At 50.4% G+C, this 21,712-nt stretch carries 23 protein-coding genes; all 23 read right to left on the bottom strand.

Features of this window, described 5'->3' with window-relative positions:
* Window positions 1-4: 4 nt before the first annotated feature.
* Window positions 5-763 carry an MlaA family lipoprotein gene (locus tag ACZ5R2_RS07170; RefSeq protein WP_464901616.1) on the bottom strand — a complete coding sequence of 253 codons (759 nt, stop codon included), beginning with the start codon at window positions 761-763 and terminating at the stop codon, window positions 5-7.
* Between the two features lie 132 nt (window positions 764-895).
* A complete protein-coding gene (gene ccmI / locus ACZ5R2_RS07165; protein WP_464901615.1) occupies window positions 896-2,113 on the bottom strand; it encodes a c-type cytochrome biogenesis protein CcmI in 1,218 nt (405 codons plus the stop codon).
* Window positions 2,110-2,589, bottom strand: a complete 480-nt coding sequence (locus ACZ5R2_RS07160) for a cytochrome c-type biogenesis protein (protein ID WP_464902329.1) — start codon at window positions 2,587-2,589, stop codon at window positions 2,110-2,112. Before ACZ5R2_RS07160 ends, ccmI begins: the two co-directional genes overlap by 4 nt.
* Window positions 2,589-3,143, bottom strand: coding sequence for a DsbE family thiol:disulfide interchange protein (locus ACZ5R2_RS07155; RefSeq protein WP_464901614.1), 555 nt, complete (start codon window positions 3,141-3,143; stop codon window positions 2,589-2,591). The genes ACZ5R2_RS07160 and ACZ5R2_RS07155 overlap by 1 nt, the downstream gene beginning before the upstream one ends.
* Before the next feature lie 2 nt (window positions 3,144-3,145).
* Complete coding sequence (locus tag ACZ5R2_RS07150; protein WP_464901613.1) at window positions 3,146-5,128, bottom strand: heme lyase CcmF/NrfE family subunit; 1,983 nt, start codon at window positions 5,126-5,128, stop codon at window positions 3,146-3,148.
* Window positions 5,128-5,607 (bottom strand): cytochrome c maturation protein CcmE, encoded by a 480-nt coding sequence (gene ccmE / locus ACZ5R2_RS07145; protein WP_464901612.1) that lies wholly within the window; start codon window positions 5,605-5,607, stop codon window positions 5,128-5,130. Before ccmE ends, ACZ5R2_RS07150 begins: the two co-directional genes overlap by 1 nt.
* 16 nt (window positions 5,608-5,623) lie before the next feature.
* Complete coding sequence (gene ccmD, locus ACZ5R2_RS07140; RefSeq protein ID WP_464901611.1) at window positions 5,624-5,830, bottom strand: heme exporter protein CcmD; 207 nt, start codon at window positions 5,828-5,830, stop codon at window positions 5,624-5,626.
* A gap of 10 nt (window positions 5,831-5,840) precedes the next feature.
* Window positions 5,841-6,608, bottom strand: coding sequence for a heme ABC transporter permease (locus ACZ5R2_RS07135; RefSeq protein WP_464901610.1), 768 nt, complete (start codon window positions 6,606-6,608; stop codon window positions 5,841-5,843).
* Between the two features lie 89 nt (window positions 6,609-6,697).
* Complete coding sequence (gene ccmB / locus ACZ5R2_RS07130) at window positions 6,698-7,366, bottom strand: heme exporter protein CcmB (protein ID WP_464901609.1); 669 nt, start codon at window positions 7,364-7,366, stop codon at window positions 6,698-6,700.
* Window positions 7,366-7,989, bottom strand: a complete 624-nt coding sequence (ccmA, locus tag ACZ5R2_RS07125; RefSeq protein WP_464901608.1) for a cytochrome c biogenesis heme-transporting ATPase CcmA — start codon at window positions 7,987-7,989, stop codon at window positions 7,366-7,368. Before ccmA ends, ccmB begins: the two co-directional genes overlap by 1 nt.
* A gap of 177 nt (window positions 7,990-8,166) precedes the next feature.
* A complete protein-coding gene (locus ACZ5R2_RS07120; protein ID WP_464901607.1) occupies window positions 8,167-8,652 on the bottom strand; it encodes a DUF2802 domain-containing protein in 486 nt (161 codons plus the stop codon).
* A gap of 36 nt (window positions 8,653-8,688) precedes the next feature.
* Window positions 8,689-9,183: a chemotaxis protein CheW gene (locus ACZ5R2_RS07115; RefSeq protein ID WP_438460690.1), complete on the bottom strand. Its 495-nt coding sequence runs from the start codon at window positions 9,181-9,183 to the stop codon at window positions 8,689-8,691.
* Window positions 9,184-9,217: 34 nt separating this feature from the next.
* Complete coding sequence (locus ACZ5R2_RS07110; protein ID WP_464901606.1) at window positions 9,218-10,195, bottom strand: chemotaxis protein CheW; 978 nt, start codon at window positions 10,193-10,195, stop codon at window positions 9,218-9,220.
* Window positions 10,188-10,964: a ParA family protein gene (locus ACZ5R2_RS07105; RefSeq protein ID WP_464901605.1), complete on the bottom strand. Its 777-nt coding sequence runs from the start codon at window positions 10,962-10,964 to the stop codon at window positions 10,188-10,190. The genes ACZ5R2_RS07110 and ACZ5R2_RS07105 overlap by 8 nt, the downstream gene beginning before the upstream one ends.
* Before the next feature lies 1 nt (window position 10,965).
* Window positions 10,966-12,096: a protein-glutamate methylesterase/protein-glutamine glutaminase gene (locus ACZ5R2_RS07100; RefSeq protein WP_464901604.1), complete on the bottom strand. Its 1,131-nt coding sequence runs from the start codon at window positions 12,094-12,096 to the stop codon at window positions 10,966-10,968.
* Between the two features lie 26 nt (window positions 12,097-12,122).
* Complete coding sequence (locus tag ACZ5R2_RS07095; RefSeq protein ID WP_464901603.1) at window positions 12,123-14,321, bottom strand: chemotaxis protein CheA; 2,199 nt, start codon at window positions 14,319-14,321, stop codon at window positions 12,123-12,125.
* 9 nt (window positions 14,322-14,330) lie between these two features.
* A complete protein-coding gene (locus tag ACZ5R2_RS07090) occupies window positions 14,331-15,047 on the bottom strand; it encodes a protein phosphatase CheZ (protein WP_464901602.1) in 717 nt (238 codons plus the stop codon).
* Between the two features lie 63 nt (window positions 15,048-15,110).
* Entirely contained in the window at window positions 15,111-15,479 is a 369-nt protein-coding gene (gene cheY, locus ACZ5R2_RS07085; protein ID WP_438460787.1) for a chemotaxis response regulator CheY, read from the bottom strand.
* Window positions 15,480-15,521: 42 nt separating this feature from the next.
* Window positions 15,522-16,256, bottom strand: a complete 735-nt coding sequence (locus tag ACZ5R2_RS07080; protein ID WP_464901601.1) for an RNA polymerase sigma factor FliA — start codon at window positions 16,254-16,256, stop codon at window positions 15,522-15,524.
* Window positions 16,249-17,136, bottom strand: coding sequence for a MinD/ParA family protein (locus ACZ5R2_RS07075; protein WP_464901600.1), 888 nt, complete (start codon window positions 17,134-17,136; stop codon window positions 16,249-16,251). The genes ACZ5R2_RS07080 and ACZ5R2_RS07075 overlap by 8 nt, the downstream gene beginning before the upstream one ends.
* Window positions 17,137-17,148: 12 nt before the next feature.
* Window positions 17,149-18,711, bottom strand: coding sequence for a flagellar biosynthesis protein FlhF (flhF, locus tag ACZ5R2_RS07070; protein WP_464901599.1), 1,563 nt, complete (start codon window positions 18,709-18,711; stop codon window positions 17,149-17,151).
* A 105-nt stretch (window positions 18,712-18,816) separates the two neighbouring features.
* On the bottom strand, window positions 18,817-20,910 hold the full coding sequence (flhA, locus tag ACZ5R2_RS07065) for a flagellar biosynthesis protein FlhA (protein ID WP_464901598.1): 2,094 nt from the start codon (window positions 20,908-20,910) through the stop codon (window positions 18,817-18,819).
* Between the two features lie 149 nt (window positions 20,911-21,059).
* Window positions 21,060-21,518, bottom strand: a complete 459-nt coding sequence (sixA, locus tag ACZ5R2_RS07060; protein WP_464901597.1) for a phosphohistidine phosphatase SixA — start codon at window positions 21,516-21,518, stop codon at window positions 21,060-21,062.
* Between the last annotated feature and the right edge of the window lie 194 nt (window positions 21,519-21,712).

Raw genomic sequence — 21,712 nt, 5'->3', positions numbered from 1 at the left:
GCCCTTAAAATTCATCCAGCAAGTCGTCAAACTCATCCTCATCAAACTCGTCTTGGTCTGTACGCTCAATTTCCGCAGTAAAGTCACGTCGCTGCAGGTACGCATCGCGAGTAAAGGCATAAGGGTCTGGTGAACGCTCAATCAAGGCCTCTTGCTGAACTAATTGAGCCCGTGTCTCCATCCCTTCCAGTGCCCATTTACCAAGTCCGGCCCAAAAATTGAGATAAGCAAGCGGTACGTAAGTACTATCGACGAGCTCAAAGGTTTCTCTTGCGGTCCAAGGCCCGTAACCAGGAACCATCACATATGGCCCATTTCCGACCCCATAGTGTCCGACGGCATCGCCAAAGGTCTTATCTTCATAAGCCGTGATCTCCGCGGCACTGGCGATATCAATGATGCCTCCTAGCCCCACCGTTGTGTTGATGAAAAAACGGGTAAAATGCGTGACCGCCTTATCGCCGTTACCCATGATCAAGTTATTAACCATGCTCGATGGCTCATCAAGGTTCGATAGGAAATTGCCGATGCCGCTACGCACTGGTCTTGGGGTGTAATTGACATACGCGAGGGAAACGGGTCTGACAAAGTACGGGTCCAAATAATCATAATTGAAATCCCACATAACCCGGTTAATCCCTTCGAGAGGATCATTCACTGCTATGCTGCCGTCCTGCTCCGGCGCCGACGCGCAGCCAGCAAGGCCGAAAAAAAAGAAGCCTATAAGCTGGGCAGAGAACAATGAGGAGTGTCTGATTGTCATATCGTCTCCCTGAATGCCTTGCCATGATACCAATACGGTGTTGTCAGCGACGTGAAACCAATACATAAGTATAGGCGATGGCCAAATCTGCCGAGTTGAGTCAAGTGAACTTCCCTAATCAAATGAGCTTATCTAGTATTGACGGTTTATCTCCACGCCAACGGGCTCGCCAAACGTCATGACATCGCTTTCACCAAACCAATCCCCTTCTCGAGTCCCTACATTACCATCGTGATCGATCCGTACGCGCACAATCAGTTGCTGTAGATCGGTCAATTTACGCCCTTCGATCATACTATTACCATCATCCAGCACCACGGTACGGGGAAAGGCACCGAGTGGGTAACGAGCGGCAGCGACCGGCATTGGTGAGCCGTCAGCCGGATGTACCGATACGATCAGTTGAGCGTTGGGCTCGATGGGTACTTGATCAGCAATAGAAATCGTCACCGCCACGGTGCGGCCCGGTGCCACGTTCTCCCCCATCTGGAGCTTGGCGCTTTCGATACTGCGCTCAAGCATCTCATAGCGTGGGTCTTGGGCACCGATCATCTGTTGCATCATCGTCCAATAGCGAATGGCACCGGAAAAGTCTTGTTGCTCGAAAGCGTCAAAGGCGAGCAGTGACACCACGCGCAAGTCAACAAAGTCTTGTTGCATTAAGTTTGCTAGTAGACCACGCGCTTGCTGCTGGTCGAGTGGGTCTTGTGAAAGCATCAAGGCTTGCGCATAACCCAGTTGAATATCTTCATTATCGGACTCAAGGCGATAGGCCCGTTTCATCGCGCCAATGGCGGTATCTATATCTCGGTTGGCCAATCCAATTCGTCCGAGCAACAACCATCCGGTTGAATCTTCAGGCTGGAAATGCAAACGGGTTCTCAGGGCGAGAGTCAGATCATCCATTTCCGGCTCAGTCAGTGATGCTCCCTCGGGTGCCATGAGTTTTTTGGATAGCTCAGGTAAGTTCGCAGCCACACCTTGCCAGTTCTTCACCTCGCTTGCGGCGCCAAACTGGTTGTACATTACGATAGTGACCACCAGCAGGAACGCTAAAGATGGACCAAATACCAACCAGGGGTTGATCTCCCTTTTAGTCGCGACTCGATCTTGCTCAGGTATATCATCTAGGAGTGACTGCTTGAGATCCGCAATCAGCTCCTTTTGATCCTCGACCAGACCCTCATCACTCTCTTCGCTTAATTCCGCCAGGCGATCTTTATAGAAGGCTTTGTTGAGTTGATCACGCAGCGCTTGGTCTTGGTTTTGCTTACGATTGATGATTGGCAGTACCACAAGCAAACCGGCAAATACCAATAGAATCGCGGAGGCGATCCAAAATAACGTCATGATTTTTCTCCGTGATCCTTGTCATCCAAAAGAGCCTGTAAGCGTGCTTCTCGCTTATCATCCCACCCCTTTTCGGAACTCTTTGACGCCAGCTTTCTCCGACTGCGATAAACTATCATCGTCATACCAAAAATAATCACCGCTAACGGACCAAGCCACAAGATTGCAGTGGCGGGGGTTAGTGGCGGATTATAGGTAACAAAATTGCCGTAGCGCGCCACCATATAATCGACGATCTCCTGCTTTGACTTACCCTCTTTGGTCATTTCATACACCTTCTGACGCAGATCCTGCGCTAGCTCAGCATTCGAGTCACTGATGGTGTTGTTTTGACACTTAGGGCACCTTAGCGTGTGGCCAAGCTCCTTAAACTGCTGCTCTTGTTTGGGGTCATCAAACTCGTAGACCTGAATCGATGCCGCCACAGAGAAAGAGAGCAGCAAGGTCGCCATCAAGGTCAATAGGGATCGGCTGATCATAACTCACTCTCCACTAACATTTGCTGATACATGGGGCCGAGCTTATCTTGCCAATTGCGAGCATTCACATCGCCGACATGTCGATAACGGATGATGCCCTCGGCATCGATCAAGAAGGTCTCGGGCGCACCATACACGCCAAGGTCAAGCCCTAGCATGCCTCGGCCATCAAACAGGCTGATAAGGTACGGATTGCCAAGGTCGCGCAGCCAGCCAATCGCCTTAGTGCGATCGTCTTTATAGTTAAGACCGACTATCTTAACGCCTTGTTCGGCAAGTTGATTGAGGAAAGTATGCTCGGCATAACAAGTCGGACACCAGGTAGCCCAAACGTTAAGCAACAACGGCTGACCTACAAAAATCTCCCTGTCGTGCTGCATCCCGGCTTGCTCGAGATCTTCGAGGCGAAACTCAGGAACCGCTTGGCCAACTAACACAGACTCCAGCTTTGTGGGGTCATCACCACCGGCGTTTTTAATCAGTTGAATAAAGAACACCCCGACGAGTAGCAGAAACGCGACTAGAGGGACATAAAGAACCTTTTTACTCATAGTTATGCCTCCTGCGTTCGCTGCTTGCTGCCGGCTTTGGCGGGCTGCTTGCTGCGAAAACGATAGCGCCGATCACTGATCGCCACCATACCGCCAATCGCCATCATCAGCGCGCCAGCCCAAATCCAACGCACAAACGGTTTGTAGTAAAGGCGGACCGCCCACGAAACGTTGTCATCTAAACGCTCACCCATTGCAACGTAGAGATCGCGCGTCACACCGCGATCGATGGCCGCTTCAGTCATCATTGAGCGTTGAGTAGTGTAAAAGCGCTTTTCTGCGTACAAGGTATTGATGAGTTTACCGTCACGCTTGATGTCAAAATCAGCAATATAGCCATCATAATTGGGGCCATCGTTATCTCTTAAGCGCTTAAAGTGGAAGTCGTAACCCTTGATTTGATAATGCTCTCCCGGCGCCAAGCGCACATCTCGCTCGATACTGTAGTTTTGCACCATCGCAATCCCAATGACACTCACCGCAAGCCCAATGTGCCCCAACATCATCGCCCAGTGACTGCGCTGCAGTTTTTGCACGCCTGCCCAGAACGTATGACGGTGAGTGGCGCGCTGGTGAAGCTCATAACCATGCATAAAGGTGATCCACAGCGCCATAATCCAGCCAATATACGCCATGGTGCTGAAGAAGTCGGCAAATAACACCACGCACAGTGCACCGACAACAATCGCTGCCACACCCGATGTCAACATGGGCTTGAACAGCTTACTCAAGCTATCTCGCTTCCAGCGCAGCAACGGACCAATGCCGAGGATAAAGGCGAATGGGATCATCAGCCAAGCGAAGAGCATGTCAAAGAAAGGGGCACCAATCGAGACCGACCCCAAGCCGATTTGCTTGTGCACCAGCGGAAGCAGGGTGCCAACAAGGACCACAACCAGCGCCGCCATCAAAATCACGTTGTTCGCGAGCAAGGCATTTTCACGTGAAATCAGGTCAAAGTTGCCACGCGCACGCACTGAGGCCCCTTTTAGCGCAAACAGCAGTAACGACCCCCCAATCACCACCACCAAGAAACCTAGGATAAACATCCCTCGTGAAGGATCTGAGGCAAAGGCGTGCACCGAAACCAAAATACCCGAACGGACCAAAAAGGTGCCCAGTAAGCTCAGCGAGAAGGCCATAATGGCGAGAAGTACCGTCCAAGCCTTAAACGTGCCTCGCTTTTCGGTCACGGCCAACGAATGCATTAGAGCGGTGCCTGCCAGCCAAGGCATAAACGACGCGTTCTCGACGGGATCCCAGAACCACCAGCCCCCCCAGCCCAGTTCGTAATAGGCCCACCATGAGCCTAGCGCTATCCCGACGGTCAAAAACAACCAGGCGGCGGTCGTCCAAGGACGCGACCAGCGAGCCCAGGCGGTATCTAAGCGCCCGGACATCAATGAAGCGATAGCAAACGCAAACGCGACAGAGAAGCCAACATAGCCCATGTAAAGCATGGGTGGGTGAACGATTAAGCCCGGGTCCTGCAAGAGGGGATTTAAATCTCGCCCATCGACCGGGAAATAAGGTAATGTGCGGTCAAACGGGTTGGAGGTGAAGATGATAAACAGTAAAAAGCCAACGGTGATCATACCCATCACACCCAGCACGCGCGCCACCGATTCTTGCGGCATACCACGGCTGAATGAGGCGACGGCCACTGTCCAGATGGCCTGGATCAGCACCCACAATAGCAGTGAGCCTTCGTGTGCTCCCCACACCGCAGTGATGCGATAAAACCATGGCAGCTTACTATTAGAATTGTTGGCCACATACTCGACGGTAAAATCATTGGTATAGAAGGCCCAGCACAAGACAATAAATGAGATGAACAGCATTACAAACATCCCCCAAGACAGAGGGCGCGCACTGTTCATCAACAGCGTATTGTTGCGAGATGCACCGAGGACCGGCAAGGCACTTAATAGAAGGGCCAGTCCTAACGAGATGATCAGTGCAACATGTCCAACTTCGACTATCATCACAAATTTCCTTGCGTCTGCTCTTGGCTATATTGCAGCGGCTGATGCGTTTTCTGCATAGCATCGGCAATCTCTGGCGGCATATACTCTTCATCGTGCTTCGCTAGTACCTCAAATGCCTCTATGGTGGTTGGATCAACCAACACGCCTTGAGCGACAATACCCTGCCCTTCTCGGAACAAGTCGGGAAGAATGCCATTGTAGAGAACCGTGACCTTCGGTCCGATATCGTGCAAGTCAAATGAGACGCGCAGTGAGCTTGGATCGCGTGACACCGAGCCTTCTACGACCATGCCACCAATACGAAGGCGCTGCCCAACTTCGGGTTTAACGCCAGACTTGCCATTAACCAGTTCCGTCGGAGTATAGAAAAGGTCCATATTTTGATTCAACGCATAGATCACTAGCCCTACCGTGAGCAACGCCCCAACAAAAATGGCAGAGATCACCCCTAATCGTTTTTTACGTCTTGGATTCACGATTTGTTCTCCTAACTTAAAGCGTGTTTTCTAGGTCTTTGGCAGCATCAATGCGCGCTTGACGCTCAATTTTACGATTCACATTTCTCAAAAGCTGCTGGCCTCGACGCACACTGAGCAACAACAAAGCAGCTAAGGCGCCAAAGGTGATGCCAAACGCACTCCACACGTAGCCGCTATAACCACCCATAGCAAGAAAGTCACCTAAAGATTCAAAATGCATAGTTTCTCCCTTACTTTTTCACTGCCAACGTTTTACTGTCCAATGCTTTCGTTGCTAAAGCCAATACCCAAGGGCGGTGACTTTCTCTCTCAATAATCTCATTACGCAAGCGAATCATGGTCACTGTGGCAAAAAACAGTGCAAAGCCGAGCAGGTTGAGCAGCAGAGGCCACAACATGTCGTTGGAAATCGACGGCTTTGCAAACTTAGTGATCGTGGCACCTTGATGGAGGGTGTTCCACCACTCCACTGAAAAATGAATAATGGGCAGATTGATCACACCAACAATCGCCAAGATCCCCGCCGCCTTTGCTGCCGTTTTTTGATCGTCAAAGGCATGGTAAAGAGCGATAACACCAAGATACAGAAACAGCAATATCAGCTCTGAGGTTAACCTTGCATCCCACACCCACCATGCCCCCCACATAGGTTTACCCCAGACCGCTCCGGTTACCAGCGCAATAAAAGTATAGACTGCACCGATAGGGGCCATTGCTGAAGCTGCAAGGCTGGATAATTTGAGTTGCCATACAAGACCGATAAAAGCTGCTATCGCCATTGACATGTAGACACCCATCGACCAAATGGCGGCTGGCACATGGATGTAGATAATACGAAAGCTGTCACCCTGCTGATAGTCGGCTGGTGCGAACGCAAGCCCCCAGATTGTACCAACGGACAACGAAAACAAGGTCCCCAGTGCAAACCACGGAAGCAGTCTGCCGCACAACTGGTACGTCATCTCAGGCTTTGAATAGGGATGAAGCCATTTCCACATTGGTATATCTCACTCTCACTGTCCTTTGTGCAATGGAAGTCCTGCAAATGCTACTCCCATCGTTATCAAAGAGTTTTTTGGTTAATCAATTAGTTTACGCTCACGCGCAACGACGCACTGATTGCAAAAGGCGTCGCCGTCACTGCAGCAACTAACATGGCCATTAAGATGGCTAACTGGCCATTATACGTAGCACCCATGGATGCCGATTCAATTGCCGAAGTGGCAAAGATCAAAATTGGTATATACAGCGGCAGTACCACCAGACTTAGCAACACACCGCCTTTTTGCAATCCAACGGTCAAGGCGACGCCGATCGCCCCAATAAAGCTCAGTATTGGCGTGCCGATGAGCAAAGTACATGCCACGGCAAGCCAAGTATTAAAATCGAGGGATAAGAGAATACCCAACAGCGGGCTTATGACTAACAATGGCAGGCCCGTTAATAACCAATGTGCGACGACTTTTGCAATCACGGTAAGGCTTAGCGGTATCGGTAATAACATCAGCTGCTCCAACGCACCATCTTGGAAATCATCACGAAACAGACGCTCAAGTGAAAGTAAGGCCGCCAGTAAAGCTGCCACCCAGATGATGCCCGGTGAGATGCGTGCCAGCAAATTGGGCTCAGGACCGATACTGAGGGGAAAAAGGGTGATAACTAAAATAAAGAACCACAACGGATTGAACAGGTCGGCTTGTCGGCGCAAGGCTCTAAGCAGCTCGCGCTTGATGACCAAAATAAAAATCGTGCTCACTATACCGCTCCCAACGTTATTTTGCGCATCGGTTGATCATCGCTAAACATATCTTGATGGGTCGTTAATAACACTATACCGCCCGCTTGCATATGGCGAAGAAATAGGGCTTCTAAGACCTTTACACCTTGTTTATCGATCGCAGTCAGTGGCTCATCTAAGATCCATAGCGTTTTGTCACTCAACCATAACCGAGCCAAAGCAACCCGACGCTGTTGACCTGCTGAGAGTTTGGCCACTGGAATGTCTTCACGCCCAGCCAAACCGACCTGAGCAAGGGCTCGGTAGAGAGCTTCACGACTGATTGAGTTACTTGAATGGACTGAGTGATAAAAGAAGAGATTCTCAAAGGCTGTCAGCTCACGTTTGATCCCTGTTTGGTGACCAAGGTACAGCAGATCTCGATGATACGCTTCACGATCATCGGTAATAGGGAGCTGATTCCAACTGACCACGCCCGATTCCTTGTCACCGAGACCAGCAATAATCCGCAGCAAAGTTGTCTTTCCAGTGCCATTGCGGCCTTCTATCTGCACCAACTCTCCCTGTTGGATAGAAAAAGAAAGGTCTGCAAAGAGCACTCGTTCTCCTCGAAGGGCCGTCAGTTGATTGACTTCTAACATCCGTTTTCAATTTACAATTTATGAACAACCATATTAGCACAGGAGGCGCTGATATCTACGGCGTGACCTCTAGAAATGTAAAAAAACGAAAGGGGGCCCAAGCCCCCTTAACATGTTGATACAAAAGATACCCACTCAAAAATACAATCTAATCAACTCATTTTTGTTACAAATCGATTACGTTCGTTTGAGTTTGTGTTGCCCATGCCCGCGACGCTGTTCTGGTAAGCTCTCCAGAGGTGGAACCGACTCTTGGCCAGCGAGTTTTTTCTGCAGTGACATCATCAGTTCAGCCTCTGCTTTGGGCAGCTCACACTCATGAATCAACTCATCGAGCTCGGCCCCGAGCTGAACCATTTTAGTCGCACGGGTGTACAAGCGCCCATCGGTATCAGCTTGCTCAAGTTCCAATACACGTTCGTGCAGGTGCTGAATAATATCTTGCTGCTCAGTCACTCGCTGGCCAAGCCCAACAACTACTGAGCGCACCTCGAGCAACTGCTTCGAGGTTTTATCGAGCTCTCTATCCAGCTTTCGGTTCTGAGTACTAAGCTGCTCAAAGTGCTTACGGCTGGCAAATGCTATCCGCACCACAACAAACAGCAGGCACACAAAAGCAATCGACCCGATTATCATCGGGGTAGTAAACAAAGCACTATTCATTGGGCGATCTTATTCATATTCGCTAGTCAACCAAGCTTACAGGTAAGCCATCTCATCCCATTCTTCATCTGAAAGTAGCTTATTTAGGTCAACCAAGATCAAAAGTTTACCTTCACGGTTACTCACACCTTGAATAAACTTCGAGCTCTCATCGGCACCAACACTTGGTGTGGTATCGATTTCAGATGAGCGCAGATATACAACCTCAGCGACACTGTCAACCAAGATACCAATCACTTGACGCTCTGATTCAATAACGATGATACGCGTGTTATCCGTTACCTCACCACCAGCAAGGCCAAAACGTGAGCGTGTATCTATCACGGTCACGACATTCCCGCGTAGGTTAATAATACCCAACACATAGCTCGGCGCACCCGGGACTGGGGCGATCTCAGTGTAACGCAGTACCTCACGGACCTGCATAACATTGATGCCGTAGGTTTCTTCCTCAAGCTGAAAGGTCACCCATTGCAGCACTTCATCGTTGGCTTGCTCTTTTCTTACTTCAATTTCATTTAATTGAGACATACCTTAATCCTCTACTAAAAGCGTGTTGTGCTGTCTAACGAATGACGGCCTGGACATCCAATCCAGCATCAAGCATCTTGATCAGTTCTTCAACATGAACCAATGCACACATTTTTTCTCTAACCATTCCCGCAAGCCAAGGGCGTTTACCCGCAGTCTCACGCCAATTTATCATGTCCGGATTGAGTGCTTCAGTGCCTTTAAGCGCGCTACTTGCCAGCCCCCAAGCGCTCTGCCCCAACATGACGATATACTGGTAATCTGATTTATAGTGATCATCGACGAGCTTATCGGCCATCACCCAGCGAGCGGTATCCACCACATCGTACTGATTCTCACGGGTGGTATTCAAACCTAAATACCATTCCGGTCGACCAACCAGATGGGTTAAGTCGCCCATTTTGTGGATTCCACCAAGCTCGTCGAGGGGAACCGCAAACGTCATACCATTGACATCAAAATACAGCACCTGAAACACCTGCGATCGCTTGGTGCTCTGCCAAACAGATACCTGCTGCGCGGTCTCAACTGGCGAAACCGATTGAACCGAGAGCTCAACCTCTGGCTGTTGCGCGAACGATACTGATTCTGCCTCTGCCGGGGTTAGTGCCTGCGCTGGATACGTCTTTTGCCTAACCTCTTCGGCCATCGGCTCAAAGTGATGATCAACCATTTGATTTTGCAGCTCGAGCTGGGCAAGCAGTTTCTCAACGTCGCCTAGGTCCGAGCCCGCTAACCCAGGCTCATCCTCCAGCCAACTTAAAGAATCTGAGTTAGCTAGATATTCTGGCTCTGGCTCTGGCTCTGGCTCTGGCTCTGGCTCTGGCTCTGGCTCTGGCTCTGGCTCTGGCTCTGGCTCTGGCTCTGGCTCTGGAGCAAGGTTATCGAGCTGGGCTACAGTGTCAATCAAGCTGGTATTATCTTCGCCCACTTCCATTTCACTGTCATCAAGCAGTGCCGTAAAGTAATCGTCCAGCGCCTGTTCACCCGATAGACTGGGTTGGTTACTCATCAAACATTAACCTCTCAAGATGCAGCAGTAACTGTTTATAGGCAAATACGCCTCGACTCCCAGGTGCAAAGTGGGATACCGGAAGGTGCTTTAAGCTGGCGTCACGGAATTTAGTGTCGATGGGTATCGCCGAATTCCACACCTGCTCAGGGTAATCTTTTTTTAGCTGGGTCAATGTCTGTAATGATGCCTTGGTGCGTTTGTCGTACATGGTTGGCACGATAGTGACGGCAAAGCCTTTGCTGCGCGATTTTTGCATTATCTTCAGGGTACGCATCATTCGCTCCAGCCCCTTCATCGCAAGAAACTCAGTTTGCACTGGTATCAAGATACGATCGCTGGCCGCCAACGCATTGACCATCATAACGCCAAGGATTGGAGGGCAATCGATGATCACGTGATCATAGTATTCACGCAGGGTAATCAGGCTTTTTTTCAGGATCAGCCCCATACCGCTGCGATTACCCATAACGCGGTCAAGGGTAGCCAGTGACATATGGGCTGGAATAAGATCAATGCCGTCAACGGGTGTCGAATGAACCAAGGGTTTTACGGTCACTTCGCTGAGTGTTTTCAATTGAAACAAGTCAAAAAGGCTTGAATCGAGTTCATCACTGTCGATCCCCAAATAAGAACTCAGTGAGGCATGTGGGTCGGTATCCACCAACAATACACGCTTACCTTGCTTGGCGAGTAAGCCAGCTAAAGTAATGGTTGTCGTGGTTTTCCCTACGCCACCCTTTTGATTTGCTACGCTCCAGATCTTCATCTTAACTCTGCGCCATTCCTAGTTCGACCAGTATTCGTTCGGCGATTCGCTCTAGCGGTAGGCTCTCAGACGAAAGCCCAACCTTAGTCACTGCTTGTGGCATGCCGTACACAACACAGCTCTCTTCGTCTTGCGCCCAGATAGTCGCACCAGCCGATTTGAGCATTCGGCAGCCTTCACGGCCATCGGCCCCCATCCCCGTTAGTACTAGAGACAGTACTTTGGAGCCAAACACCTTAGATGCACTGCCAAATGTGACGTCGACACACGGCTTATAATTCATTCGCTCACCACCATCGATGATCCGCACGCGGGGTGAACTGGAGCGCCCATCCAGCATCATCTGCTTGCCACCAGGGGCAAGATAGGCCACACCGGGTCGTAAGACGTCACCATCCTGTGCTTCTTTAACGGTAATCTTGCACAGGCTATTGAGGCGAGACGCGAACGCATTAGTAAAAGTCCCCGGCATATGCTGAACCAGTACAATAGGATGTGGATAATTGGCAGGCAGTCGCGTCAAGATGGTCTGCAGAGCGACTGGGCCACCCGTAGAGCAACCAATCGCGGTCAATAGGTAATCTTTTCCAGTTCGTTTAAAACGACTGCGCACCGACGAGGACGCACTGTGAGGTGTTCGATCACTCGGTTGCGTCGCGACTGCCTTCTCTCGCAGCACAGGAGCTACAGAAGAGTTTCGCACTTCGGTCGTAACTTGACGTCGCATAAAGCTGCGCCGTGAAGCAATATAACTCACGCGCTGCTGTAACAGGCTTACGGCCTCGTCGCGATTACGCGCGATGTCTTCAAACTTCTTGGGTAAAAAATCCACGGCCCCCGCATCAAGCGCATCCAACGTCGCCTTGGCTCCCTCATGGGTAAGAGAAGAGAACATCAAGATCGGCGTTGGCGTCGCTGCCATGATCTTTTTCACCGCAGTGATCCCATCCATCACGGGCATCTCGATGTCCATCGTGATCACGTCGGGCTTGAGCTGCTCTGCCTTTTCGACGGCCTCTTGCCCATTGACGGCGACATCAATGACTTCCAAGCGCGGAGATGCGTTGATGATCTCACTGACTCGACGACGGAAAAAGCTCGAATCATCAACAACTAATACTTTTATTGCCATTGCATTCCTTTGATCTTACCTAAAGGCTAAATACGTGAGGCAGCCGCGTACTGCTTGAGCAGATCGGGTACATCGAGAATCAAAGCGATATGACCATCACTGGTGATCGTCGCCCCAGCCATGCCCGGAGTGCCCTGCAGAAGTCTATCCAGTGGCTTGATCACCACCTCTTCTTGACCAATCAGAGTGTCGACCACAAAACCGACGCGTTGGCTGCCAATCTGAACGATCACCACGTGACCATGCCCCTTACGTAACTCGACTTGACCGGCGTGTGGGGCAAGCCAGTTTTGTAAGTAAAACAATGGAATCGATTTATCACGCACAATAATCGTCAGCTGGCCGTCCACCACGTTGGTGCGACTAAGATCGAGATGGAAGATCTCATTCACGCTTGCGAGTGGCAGAGCAAATGGGTTCCCCCCTACGCCAACCATCAGAGTCGGTAGTATCGCTAAGGTCAGAGGCACCTTGATAGTAATGCGAGTTCCCTTACCCATCTCTGAGTCGATATCGATGGAACCATTGAGGGTGTTGATCGCGGTCTTGACCACATCCATCCCCACGCCACGTCCTGAGATATCTGAGATCTGCTCTTTACTCGAGAAGCCTGGCATCAGGATCAGATTAAAACACTCTTTATCCGACAAACGCGACGCGGCATCATCATCCATCATGCCACGTTTGACGGCAATGCTGCGCAGTTTATTCGGATCCATACCGCCGCCATCATCGATGATCGCCAGCTCAATATGATCCCCTTCCTGCGCCGCCGATAAGATGACCTTACCCGCGCGTGGCTTACCATTCGCCTCACGTACATCAGGCATTTCGACGCCATGATCAACCGAGTTACGCACCAAGTGGATCAATGGATCCGCCAGCGCTTCAACCAAATTCTTATCGAGATCGGTATCTTCACCGCGCATCTCTAGGGTGATTTCTTTGTTGAGGTTGCGCGCCAGATCGCGTACCACGCGAGGGAAGCGACCAAAGACTTTCTTGATCGGCTGCATCCGTGTCTTCATCACAGCGCCTTGAAGATCCGCTGTCACCACATCAAGATTAGCGACCGCTTTAGCCATCTCTTCATCGTTACTATTTAGACCGAGACTGAGCAAGCGATTGCGCACCAAAACCAGCTCTCCGACCATATTCATGATGGTGTCAAGCGTTGAGGTATCGACACGCACAGTCGCCTCAGCCTGAGGTTTCTTCAGCTGTGGCTCAGCCTTAGCCGACACCGATGTGGGTTCTTTTGCGGCGACAACTGGCGCTGCTGGCAAGCTGGCCGGACTGCTTGGCAATGATGGCTGTAGGTTAGCCGCTGCTGGTTTGGTCGCCATTTCTAGCTCTTCAACCGAAGGGCCCTTGCCCGTGCCATGCAGTTCATCGAGAAGCTTTTCGAACTCCTCGTCAGTCATTAGGTCATCGTCTTGTGCTGCCGCCAGAATTGGCGATGGTTCAACTGCCTCTGTCGACACGAGCGGTGTGGTTTCCTCACTGGCCTCTCCCGCAGATGGTCCGTTACCGGCACCGTGCAGTTCATCTAACAAACGCTCAAACTCATCATCAGTGATATCACCCGTGACCTCCGGACAAGCGGTTGGTGTCGAGGCTGATCGTTCACTCGCTGATAGATCGCCTTGAGAGGCATTAACTGCTGATGCGTCACGACCAGGCGCACTGCCTTTGCCATGCAACTCGTCCAGTAGGCGATCAAACTCATCTTGAGTGATTTCATCCACAGGACCGACATCACTCATACTCGGCGTGACTACCGGCTGTGGCAACTCTACTGCTGCAATTGATGACGCAGTCTCGCTGTCTTGTGTTTCGGGTGTGGACAGGCGATGCAACTCGTCGAGTAGCGCCTGCTCAGCGATAGGCATCGGTTGCTGAGACTGCACCGCGGCAAACTGCAAGTTCACCGTATCCAAAGCACTGAGCATAGTGTCCATTAGGCTGGAAGTTAGCGTGCGTTGACCATTACGCAAAATGTCGAAGACATTCTCTGCACCGTGACAAGTATCTACAAGCTCAGTCAGAGACAGAAAGCCTGCCCCGCCTTTTACCGTGTGGAAACCACGAAATATGGCATTGAGCAGATCGTTGTCGTCGGGATTGTTTTCGAGCTCAACCAGTTGCTCTGAGAGTAGCTCAAGGATTTCGCCGGCTTCTACTAAAAAGTCCTGTAGAATGTCTTCATCTAATTCGTAACTCATAAAATACCCCTAAAACCCAAGACTTGAGAGGAGGTCATCGACTTCGTCTTGAGATGAAACTGCATCCATTCGCTGCTCGGGATCAATAATAGGCCCCTCAGCAGCCAGCGTTGTTCGTTGTTTGTTTTCGACTGGTTTTACCTCTGAAGCACTGAAGACGGTTAGGATGTCCACCAAGCGCCCCTCAACTTCATTCACCAGATTGATAACCCGATGGATGGTCTGTCCGGTTAGATCTTGAAAGTCCTGTGCCATCAGAATCTCGGTTAACTGACCACGAACCTCTGTGCTGTCGCCTTCAACGCGCGTAAGCAACGCGTCAATGTCGTAACAGAGGCTCTTGAAATCCGCCAACTCGATACGACCATGCATTAGCCGATTCCACTGAGGGCGGACCTCCGTTAGGTGCTGATTCAGTGAGTCTGCCATTGGTAGACATCGCTCAACCGCATCCATCGTGGTATTCGCCGCCAGTTCCGTTTTCTGAATCACGTACTTTAAGCGATCCTTTGCATCTGGGATCTCGTCGTTGGCTATCTCTCCCAGCCTTTCGTCTTGAGTAAACTGCTTTAACGAGTCATGCAATTCACGGGTCAGTAATCCAATCTCATTTAGAATGTCATTCTCACTTGCCCGATAGATGTCTAACAGCAGTGCATTGGCGTCTTGCTGCTGCTGGTTTTCCAGTAATGCCACCAGCTGCTGCGCTTGTTGTAATGAAATCATCCTAAATTGACCTAGCCTAGATTGTTGATTCAATGATTGTTGCGACTATCTATTGCCAAACGCTTATAAGCGCTCGAAGATTTTGTCGAGTTTTTCTTTTAGCGTCTGTGCAGTAAATGGCTTCACAATGTAACCGTTCACCCCAGCTTGGGCGGCTTCAATGATCTGCTCACGCTTCGCCTCTGCGGTGATCATCAGCACTGGCAGGTGCTTAAGATCAGCATCAGAACGAATATGCTTAAGCAGATCAATGCCTTGCATGCCCGGCATATTCCAGTCGGTCACGACAAAGTCAAAATCGCCTTTCTTAAGCATTGGCAGCGCGGTCAAACCATCATCCGCTTCTTGGGTGTTACTAAAACCCAGGTCTCGGAGCAGGTTCTTTACGATACGTCGCATTGTTGAAAAATCATCAACAATAAGGATCTTCATGTTTTTATTCAAAATTGCCTCCACTGATTCAAGCGTCAGTGTTTATTCGTCATTGTCAGTCCACGCTCGAAGTTTCGAACGTAAACGCTGCATAGATTGGCTGAGGATTTGACTCACACGTGATTCACTCACGCCGATCACCTCACCAATTTCTTTTAGATTGAGCTCCTCGTCGTAATACAACGAAAGCACCAAAGCTTCTCGTTCCGGTAGCGATTTTATCGAATCTATTAACGCCTGGCGAAAAGATTCATCTGCAACTCCTTGAAAAGGAACGTTATCATCATCATTAGCGGTGTTGATGACATCATCAGAAACACCCAGATCATCAATACCCACGATTTTCGAACAGTTAATGTCTGTCAGTGCAGCGTGGTATTGGTCCAGCGACATTTCGAGAAATTCCGCGACCTCAATATCGGTTGGGTTGCGGTTAAGCTGTCCTTCTAGGGTCGCTATCGCTTGTGTGATCTCGCGACTGTTGCGGTGCACTGACCGAGGTACCCAGTCACCTCGACGAATATCGTCAAGCATCGCACCGCGAATACGAATTCCCGCATAGGTTTCAAAGCTAGCGCCCTTACTCCCATCATAATTTTTCTGAGCCTCAAGCAAACCAATCATGCCTGCTTGAATCAAATCATCGACCTGTACACTCGGTGGCAGGCGACCAATCAAATGGTGAGCGATCCGTTTCACCAAAGCAGAATACTTCTCCAAGAACACCTTCTGGCTATTTTGATGAGCCAGGTGACCATAGGTTAATGCTTTATTCAAAGAACGGCTCTCCCGATATCTGCGAGCGGTTCAACAGGCGCTCTACAAAAAACTCCAGATGACCGGTTGGTGTTTTCGGTAGTGGCCAACCTAACGCTTTACCCGCCAGTGTGCCAAGCGCTAACGCCGCCGGTGAACGAGGAAATGCATCGACAACAATCCTTTGTTTTTTAACAGCTTGTCGCACTTTATCATCTAATGGAATGCATGCCACTAGTTCAAGACTCACATTAAGAAATCTCTCTGTGACCAGGGTCAGCTTTGCAAACAATTCTCGCCCTTCGCGATAACTGCGCACCATATTCGCCACCACTTTAAATCTCTGTACTTGGTGCTCTTTGCTCAATAGCTTAATCAGCGCGTACGCATCGGTGATCGACGTCGGTTCATCACACACCACCACAACCACGTCTTGAGCGGCGCGTGAGAAGCTTACCACCATGTCTGAAATACCCGCTGCGGTATCAACAATCAGCACGTCCATTTCATCTTCAAGGCTGCCGAATGCGCGGATAAGTCCAGCATGTTGAGCATGGGATAGCTCCGCCATCTTTTGCGTACCAGAGGTGGCCGGGATGATCTTGATCCCATGAGGTCCCTCGACGATGGCATCTTTAAGGTCACACTCGCCAGCAAGGACGTGGCCAAGGTTGCGCTTAGGACGAAGGCCGAGCATCACATCAACGTTGGCCAAGCCAAGGTCAGCATCCAGTACCATCACCTTTTTGCCTTGGCGCGCCATACAGATCGCCATGCCCAGGCTGACATTTGATTTACCCACACCACCTTTTCCACCGGTGACAGCAATAACCTTAGTCAGTGAAGGCTGGGTCAGGCGACGTAGACCACTCGCTTGGTCTTGAATCATATTCTCTAGCATAATTGTTACCCCTTAAGGTGCCTCCACGTCACTATTCCAATAGTGAGGTTCATTTTCTCGTGACTTCTCCAGTAGCTCATTAGCCTTGGCCACCAAATATTTTGGTTGAGCCAACACGATATCCTCGGGCACCCGCTGCCCGTTGGCGATATACGCCACCGGCAACGCGTTTTCTATCACCACGCCAATGAACTCACCCAGGCTCAATGACTCATCCAGTTTGGTCAGAATGCAACCGGACAATGGGATTCGTTTAAAGTGGTCAATCGTCTCTTGTAAAACCTTGCGCTGCGCTGTTGCAGGTAGCACCAAATAGCTGTGGATCACCTCACCGCTCTCTTGCATCAAGGTATCAAGTTGCTCAGACAAGCGCACATCACGCTGCCCCATACCTGCAGTATCAACTAGTATTAAACGACGATTTCTCAGCTGATATATAACATCGGCCAATTCATTTGAATCTTTAGCGACTCTCACAGGGCAACCCATGATGCGACCATAGATCGCCAACTGCTCATGAGCGCCTATTCGATAGGTGTCTGTGGTCACCAACGCAACGTTGTCCGCGCCATATTCCATCGCAGCACGCGCAGCGAGTTTGGCAATCGTAGTAGTCTTACCCACACCGGTTGGTCCGAGCAATGCTACAACCCCACCTTTGCGCAAAATATCGCTCTTGGCAGCCGGGATCTGATCAGCAACCAACCCGAGTAATGCCTTCCATGCTTTGGGTGGTGGTGTATCTTCGGGTATGTAACAAGCAAGCTGGTCCGCTAGCTCTTCCGAAAGCCCCATGCGTGTTAAGCGCTTGATCAGCATTGCTCTCAGCGGCTCTCGGCGCTCAACTTCTTGCCACATCAGTCCCGAAACCTGGTGCTCAAGCAGACGGCGGATCGACGCCATCTCTTCGCGCATATTTTCGAGTTCCTCTGCCGATACCGACTCATCAACGCGGCCACGTTCATATCGACTTGGGTCGAGCATAGGTTTACGAGAGGCTGGTCGATTGTCGCCTAACATATTGGACAAATTAGGCGCTGGCTCACTGGGTGCTTGATCTTTAAAACGTGAGATGGGTGCTCGACCTAGACTTGGCGCATGAGTCTGACTGTCGTTGTGGGCCTGACTGTCGGATTGGCGCTTAAGCAGTGCAGAGAGAGAATCCTCGTTCTCCGCAGGTGGCAGCTCAGCATCACCCTCAGCAGACTTGTAGTGTCTGAGCATATTGGCAAAGCGTTGAGTCATTGATGAACTGGACTTCTCACCACCTTGCAGACTCACGCGATCCTCATCGAGTTGACGCTCTGTCGTACGGGTTGGCGGGCTTAATTGTGCGTTACGTGCCGCAAGCTTGCCTAGGCCTCTACTGGCAGGGGCTCGATTAGCCGCACTAAGGCTAGCTGGGCTGCGACCAGCCGGGCTGCGATCAGCCGGTTCTGCGTCGATGGCAGCAACAATCTCCACACCACCAGCCACTCGCTTATTTGACATGATGACTGCATCATCCCCAAGCTCTTCTTTTACTTGCAGGAGTGCTGTTCTCATGTCCTTAGCGAAAAATCGTTTGATTTTCACGATGGTTTTCCGTCTAACCGGGTGTCATCCAAATCCTGAGTGGAAGGAATACCCGTAAGTTTAAAGTTACAATGAGCGGTCAATACCACTCAAATCAAATAGGGTCTAGTTTCCCACCGCCTGAACAATGCGGATTTGCTTCTCATCTGGGATCTCCTGGTATGAGAGCACACGCAACGTTGGAATAGTATTTTTAACAAATTTTGCCAAGGTACCGCGCAACACACCCGAGGTCAGTAGCACAGCAGGCTCACCTTTTAACTCTTGCTCTTGGGTTGCCTGGCTCAAAGACGACTGCAAACGCTCCGCGAGGCCCGGTTCGATGCCTGCCGATTCACCACCGGATGCCTGCATCGTTTGATGCAATATTTGTTCCAACTCTGGAATCAAAGTAATTACCGGTAGCTCAGGCTCTATACCATTGATTTCTTGAACAATCAGGCGTTTGAGTGCGATGCGCACTGCAGCGGTGAGAATGTCAGGTTCTTGACTCTTGACCGAGTACTCAGAGAGCGTTTGAACGATTGTGCGGATATCGCGAATTGGGATCGCCTCGTTAAGTAGGTTCTGCAGAACTTTAACCACTACACCCAACTGCAATTGATCTGGGACGAAGTTCTCCACCAGCTTGGGAGCACTGCGGCCAAGCATCTCAAGCAGGTTTTGTACCTCTTCATGACCAATAAGCTGAGAAGCATTGTTGACCAACAGCTGGCTGAGGTGTGTCGCCAATACTGTTGAGGAGTCGACCACGGTGTAGCCTAAAGCTTGTGCGTGCTCTTGTTGTTCACCGCGGATCCACACCGCCTCAAGGCCGAAAGCAGGGTCAATTGTGGGCTCACCATCGATCATACCGTAGACTTGTCCGGGGTTGATCGCCAGCTCTTGATCAGGACGAATTTCGGCCTCACCCACAGCAACCCCCATCAGAGTGATCCGGTAGCTATTAGGCGTCAGCTCAAGATTGTCACGTATGTGGACTGCTGGGATGAGAAAGCCAAAGTCTTGCGACAGCTTCTTACGCACGCCTTTAACCCGCTCAAGCAACTCACCGCCTTGATCGCGATCCACCAGTGGGATTAATCGATAACCAACCTCTAGTCCAATGATATCCACTGGTTGCACATCATCCCATGACAGATCTTTCGGCATGGTTGACTCTGCGTCCGTGGTGGCGGGAAGGTTGGGCTCATCCTTGCGGCGTTGGTGCTTTTTGTTGATCCAGTATGCCCAGCCACCTGCCATTGTCGCGAGCAACAAAAAAGCAAAATGTGGCATACCGGGCACAATCCCCATCACGCCAAGGATGCCAGCAGTGATGGCCAAAGCCTTGGGATTATCGAACATCTGAAATGCCAGTTGCTCACCCATGTCTTCGTCAGTATTTTGTCGTGTCACCATAATGGCAGCGCCAATCGAGAGCAGCAGAGATGGGATTTGGGCAACCAGACCATCACCGATGGTAAGCAAAGTATAGATCTCAATCGCTTGGCCAAAGGCTAGGTCATACTGAATCATACCGATCACCAAGCCACCAACAATGTTGAGTATTAAGATCAGAATACCGGCAATGGCATCACCTTTAACAAACTTTGACGCACCATCCATCGAACCATAAAAGTCTGCCTCTTTGGTCACTTCCATGCGCCGAGTTCTGGCTTGTTCTTGGTCGATAAGACCGGCGTTGAGGTCCGCATCAATCGCCATCTGTTTACCCGGCAAAGCATCAAGTGTAAAGCGAGCACTCACCTCTGAGATACGTCCAGCACCCTTGGTAACGACCATGAAATTGATGATCATTAAGATCAAAAACACCACTAAACCCACGGCATAGTTGCCGCCAATCACCACGTTACCGAACGCCTCAATCACATTACCCGCTGCGCCTGGCCCCTCATGACCGCGTAGCAGTACTACTCGGGTAGACGCCACGTTTAACGCCAACCGGAGCAAAGTGGCGATCAACAGCACAGTTGGGAAAGCAGCAAAATCCAACGGCCTGCGAGTGTAGACAGTGACCAACAGCACCACCATTGCTAGGGCAATATTGAAGGTAAACGCTAAGTCGAGCAGCAGCGCTGGCATCGGCAGCACCACCATCGCCAGAGTAGCAAGTACCATAACCGGCGCCCCTATCGCAGGGATCGCTTGACGAGGTAAAGGCGGTAATTTGTCGGCAAATGGGAGAGAGAGTTTCATACTGACGTTAGTTCAAGCTGACGTTGGTTCAAGGTAGTGGGCGTGGAATCGATGGCAAATAAACTGCACTAAAGCAATGGAGATGCAAAAAGCATTCCAGATAAACGTCAAAATTTCGACACACTCAGGCCATGGTCAAGTACCAGAGATCAGATTTGATGGGTTAATTCCCCGCGGCGTGCCGCTGGGTCAAAATCAACCACAGCGATACCGGAGGTGAAAAACATCGGAGGAGTTGAGCCTGAAGCAAATGCAGAGGTCATGTAACTGACGAGAGGAAGATGAGAGACCAGCAGAACACTCTGCAAACTCTCAAGCTCTGCGACTGCGCATACATATTCGAGTACATCATCGGCGTCACCATAAGGGGTAATATCGTCAAATGTTTCTACGCTTCCGACATCAAATTTTTCCTTGATAGTGTCCCAGGTTTGTTGAGCACGCACGTAGGGGCTAACCAGTACCTTATCGACCTCTTGGCCAGCGAAGGTCAGCAACTGGTCAGCGGCCGCCAAACTTTTGTCGATACCTTTGGCAGTCAATTGTCGCTCGGCGTCTGTGGCGGCGAACATCTCGGCTTCGCCGTGACGCATAATAATTACTTTCATTATTCTAACCTAATATTGCGATGGGCCTGGATATACCCAATCCAGTGCTGTCACGATCCTGTCTGTATTGTGTTATTTATTGGTACGACATACAAGTGTCATTGACTCAAACAGTGATTGTCGCACGGATCACGCTACACGTTTTAATCATACCTTGGTTGCCGCCAATCAATCATTAACAAGTGAAACCCAAG

It is taken from the genome of Vibrio sabulosilitoris (assembly GCF_055391395.1).
This window is presented reverse-complemented; position numbering and strand designations above follow the sequence as displayed.